The organism is Luteimonas salinisoli (assembly GCF_013425525.1).
GTDB classification, from domain to species: domain Bacteria; phylum Pseudomonadota; class Gammaproteobacteria; order Xanthomonadales; family Xanthomonadaceae; genus Luteimonas; species Luteimonas salinisoli.
In genome coordinates this window covers 1-3,989 of sequence record NZ_JACCKA010000018.1, presented here as the reverse complement: position 1 = coordinate 3,989, position 3,989 = coordinate 1, and the positions used below count along the sequence as shown (strand labels likewise).

Sequence of the window (3,989 nt, the reverse complement as noted above, 5' to 3'; positions counted from 1 at the left end):
GGCCGCGCCCGCGCCGGCTGCGGCGACGGCGCCGGTCAACGGCGCGCGCTGGCTGGTGCGGGCGCTGGCGGCGGAGGGCGTGGACACCCTGTTCGGCTATCCGGGCGGGGCGATCATGCCGTTCTACGACGCCCTGCACGGCGCCGAACTGCGCCATGTACTGGTCCGCCACGAGCAGGGCGCGGCGTTCGCCGCCAACGGCTACGCGCGCGCCAGCGGCCGGGTCGGCGTGTGCGTGGCCACCTCCGGGCCCGGCGCCTCGAACCTGGTCACCGGGATCGCCGACGCGATGCTGGATTCGGTGCCGATGGTGATCATCACCGGCCAGGTGGCCACGCCGCTGATGGGCACCGACGCGTTCCAGGAGCTGGACGTGTTCGGCATGACCCTGCCGATCGTCAAGCACAGCTTCCTGCCGCGCAGCGTCGAAGCCCTGCCCGGGGTGTTCGCCGAAGCCTTCCGTATCGCCCGTTCCGGACGCCCGGGACCGGTGCTGATCGATCTGCCCAAGGACGTGCAGATCGGCGACGCCTCGCACCTGCCGGCCCACGTGCCGCTGCCGACGACCCCGGTGGACGCTGCCACGGATGCCTCGCTGCACGCCGCGGCGGCGCTGGTGGCACAGGCGCAGCGCCCGGTGGTCTATGGCGGTGGCGGCATCGCCCTGGCCGGCGCGGTGGAGGCGTTCCGTACGTTCGTCGACCGCACCCGGATTCCCGCGGTGCTGACCCTGAAGGCGCTGGGTGCGCTGCCGGCGGAGCACCGGTGCAACCTGGGCATGCTGGGCATGCACGGCAGCCGCGCCGCCAACCACGCGGTGCAGGAGAGCGACCTGCTGATCGTGGTGGGGGCGCGCTTCGACGACCGCGCCACCGGCAAGCTGGCGGAATTCGCGCCGGAAGCCCGGTTGCTGCACCTGGACGCCGACTGCTGCGAGATCGGCAAGCTGCGCGCCGTCGACGTGGCGGTGCACGGCGATATCGCGGCCGCGCTCGAGCGGCTCACGCCACCCTGCGCCGCGCAGGCGCGCGAGGGCCGGCACGCGGCCGCGCGCCGCGCCTGGGGCGACCTGTGCGAGCGCCGCAGCCGGCGCTTCGCGGCGCGCTACGACGCACCCGGCGAGGGGGTGTACGCACCGAAGCTGCTGCGGCGGCTGTCGGAACTGGCGCCCGAGGCGATCGTCAGCTGCGACGTCGGCCAGCACCAGATGTGGGTGGCGCAGCACTGCCGCTTCGCCCATCCGCGCCGGCATCTGACCAGCGGTGCGCTCGGCGCGATGGGCTTCGGCCTGCCAGCGGCGATCGGCGCCCAGCTGCAGGATCCGGCGGCCCAGGTGGTCTGCGTCAGCGGCGACGGCTCGTTCCTGATGAACGTGCAGGAGCTGGCGACGGTGGCGCGCTACCGGCTGCCGGTGAAGATCATCGTGCTGGACAACCAGGCGCTGGGCATGGTGCGGCAGTGGCAGGAGCTGTTCTTCGAGCGCCGCTACTCCGAGATCGACCTGTCCGACAACCCCGACTTCGCCGTGGTGGCGCGTGCGTTCGGCATCGAGGCGATCTCGCTGGCGCGCGCCGATGGCGTCGACGCGGCGCTGGAACGTCTGCTGGCGGTGCCGGGCCCGGCGCTGCTGCACGTCGCCATCGACCCGGCCGCCAACGTCTGGCCGCTGGTGCCGCCCAACCACAACAACGCGCAGATGCTCGACGCCGACGAGGTGTCGTCGTTGCCCACCGGCGCCCCCGCCCGCCCCGCCCCCGAGGATCCCACCCATGCGCTACCGGCTTGATCTGACCCTGCGCAGCGCCGAGGGCGCGCTGGTGCGCGTGCTCGGCGCCGCCGAACGGCGCGGCTTCCGGCCGCTGTCGGTCGACGGCGAGACCCGCCCCGACGGCGATCGCTGGTACCTGCGGATGACCGTCGAGGGCGAGCGCAGCGACGAAGCCCTGCGCGGGCAGCTGGCGAAGCTGCACGACTGCCTGTCGGTGGAGGTGTCTCCATGCACGTAGATCCCCGCCGCTCCCCGTCCGCTGCCGCGACTGCCGGAAGCGCCCGCGCCGCAGCGCGCCGGCAAGCGCTCGCTTCCGCGATCCTCGCCTGACCGCTCCCTTCCAGACCTCCCGAACCCACCACGGAACTCCCGATGTCCGCCGCCCACACCGCCACCGTCACGCCGATCACCGATGCCGGCCCCGCCGCCCGTCCGCAGCTCTGGTTCGACGGCGCCCTGGCCGACGTCGAGACCCTGCAGGCCGACCTGACCACCCACGCGATGCACTACGGCAGCGGCGTGTTCGAAGGCATCCGCGCCTACGCCACCGCCGACGGCGCGGCGGTGTTCCGCCTGCCCGAGCACATGGAGCGGATGCGCCGCGGCGCCGTGCTGCTGGGCATGGACTTCGACGTCGACGCGGCGATCGAGGCGGTGCTGGCGACGCTGCGCGCCAACCGCCATCGCGACGCCTATATCCGCCCGCTGGCGTGGTTCGGCGCCGGTGGCTTCGGCCTGGACGTCGAGGGCCATCCGCAGCACATGATGGTGTCGACCACCGCCACCCGTGTGCACCTGTGCGGAGCCCGCGCCACCGTGGGCGTGTCGAGCTGGCGTCGCAACCCGGCCGACTCCCTGCCGCCGCTGAAACTGTGCGGCGCCTACGTCAACTCGATCCTGGCCAAGCGCGAGAGCAAGGCGCGCGGCTTCGACGAGGCCCTGTTCGTCGACCGCGACGGCTACGTGGTCGAGTGCACCGGCGCCAACCTGTTCGCGGTCAGCGGCGGCCGGGTGACCGCGGTCGAGCACCGCGACGCGCTGCCCGGCATAACCCGCGACACCCTGATCGCACTGACCGGCGCAGAAGTCCGCCCGCTGACCCTGGAGGAGCTGCTGGCCGCCGACGAGGTGTTCGCCTGCGGCACCGCCGCCGAGTTGGCGCCGATCGCCCGCATCGAGGACCGCGGCTATGGCGACAACCCGGTCAGCCGCGAGCTGGCGGCGCTGTACGGACGGGTGATCCGCGGGCACGAATCCGCGTCGGCCGCCTGGCTGACGCCGGTCTGAGCGCGACCATGGAGCCCGACGTCGCCCGCACCGGATCCGTCACCGCCGCCGACGTGCTGGCCGCGCAGGCGCGGCTGCGCCGGTATCTCGACGTCACCCCGCTGCATCACGCCGAGCGCTTCGGCTGCTGGCTGAAGCTGGAGAACCTGCAGCGCACCGGCTCGTACAAGGTGCGCGGCGCGCTCAACGCGCTGCTGGCGGCACGTGAGCGCGGCGACCACCGCCCGGTGATCGCCGCCTCCGCCGGCAACCACGCCCAGGGCCTGGCCTGGGCCGCGTACCGGCTCGGGGTGCAGGCGATCACGGTGATGCCCAAGTGCGCGCCGCATACCAAGGTGGCGGGGGTGGCGCACTGGGGCGCCACCGTGCGCCTGCACGGCGACGGCTACGACCAGGCGCGCGCGTTCGCCGTCGAGCTGGCCGCGCAGAACGGCTACCGGCTGCTGTCGGCCTTCGACGATCCGGACGTGATCGCCGGCCAGGGCACCGTCGGCCTGGAGATCGCCGCGGCGATGAATCCCGATGTGGTGCTGGTGCCGATCGGCGGCGGCGGGCTGGCGGCCGGCGTCGCGCTGGCGTTGAAATCGCAGGGTGTCCGCATCGTCGGCGCCCAGGTCGAAGGCGTCGACGCAATGGCGCGCGCGCTGCGCTGCGAGCCCACCGGCGCAGAGCCGGCCGCCTCGCTGGCCGACGGCGTGCGGGTCAAGGAGCCCGGCCGGCTCACCCGCGCGCTGCTGGCGGAGCTGCTCGACGACGTGGTGATCGTGCGCGAGGCCGAACTGCGCGAGACCCTGGTGCGGCTGGCGCTGGAGGAACACGTGATCGCCGAAGGCGCCGGCGCGCTGGCGCTGGCCGCCGGCCGCCGCGTCGCCGGTCGCCGCAAGTGCGCGGTGGTCTCCGGCGGCAACCTCGATGCCGCGGTGCTGTCGCGGCT

At 73.8% G+C, this 3,989-nt stretch carries 4 protein-coding genes; all 4 read left to right on the top strand.

Translation table 11 applies throughout. The annotated features are described in order from the left end of the window. On the top strand, positions 1 to 1,786 hold a 1,786-nt coding region (gene ilvG, locus H0E84_RS02520), incomplete at its 5' end, for an acetolactate synthase 2 catalytic subunit (RefSeq protein ID WP_257644025.1). Beyond that, on the top strand, positions 1,770 to 2,006 hold the full coding sequence (locus H0E84_RS02515; protein WP_180677049.1) for an ACT domain-containing protein: 237 nt from the start codon (positions 1,770 to 1,772) through the stop codon (positions 2,004 to 2,006). The genes ilvG and H0E84_RS02515, both read left to right, overlap by 17 nt. Positions 2,007 to 2,140: 134 nt before the next feature. Then, positions 2,141 to 3,055 carry an aminotransferase class IV gene (locus H0E84_RS02510; protein ID WP_180677048.1) on the top strand — a complete coding sequence of 305 codons (915 nt, stop codon included), beginning with the start codon at positions 2,141 to 2,143 and terminating at the stop codon, positions 3,053 to 3,055. An 8-nt stretch (positions 3,056 to 3,063) separates the two neighbouring features. Then, the coding region (locus H0E84_RS02505; protein ID WP_257644024.1) for a threonine dehydratase at positions 3,064 to 3,989 on the top strand (926 nt) is incomplete at its 3' end.

What these genes read in the sequence shown, in the direction of transcription:
- H0E84_RS02510 (WP_180677048.1), top strand. Translation starts at nt 2,141, where the DNA reads ATGTCCGCCGCCCACACCGCCACCGTCACGCCGATCACCGATGCCGGC.
- H0E84_RS02515 (WP_180677049.1), top strand. Translation starts at nt 1,770, where the DNA reads ATGCGCTACCGGCTTGATCTGACCCTGCGCAGCGCCGAGGGCGCGCTG.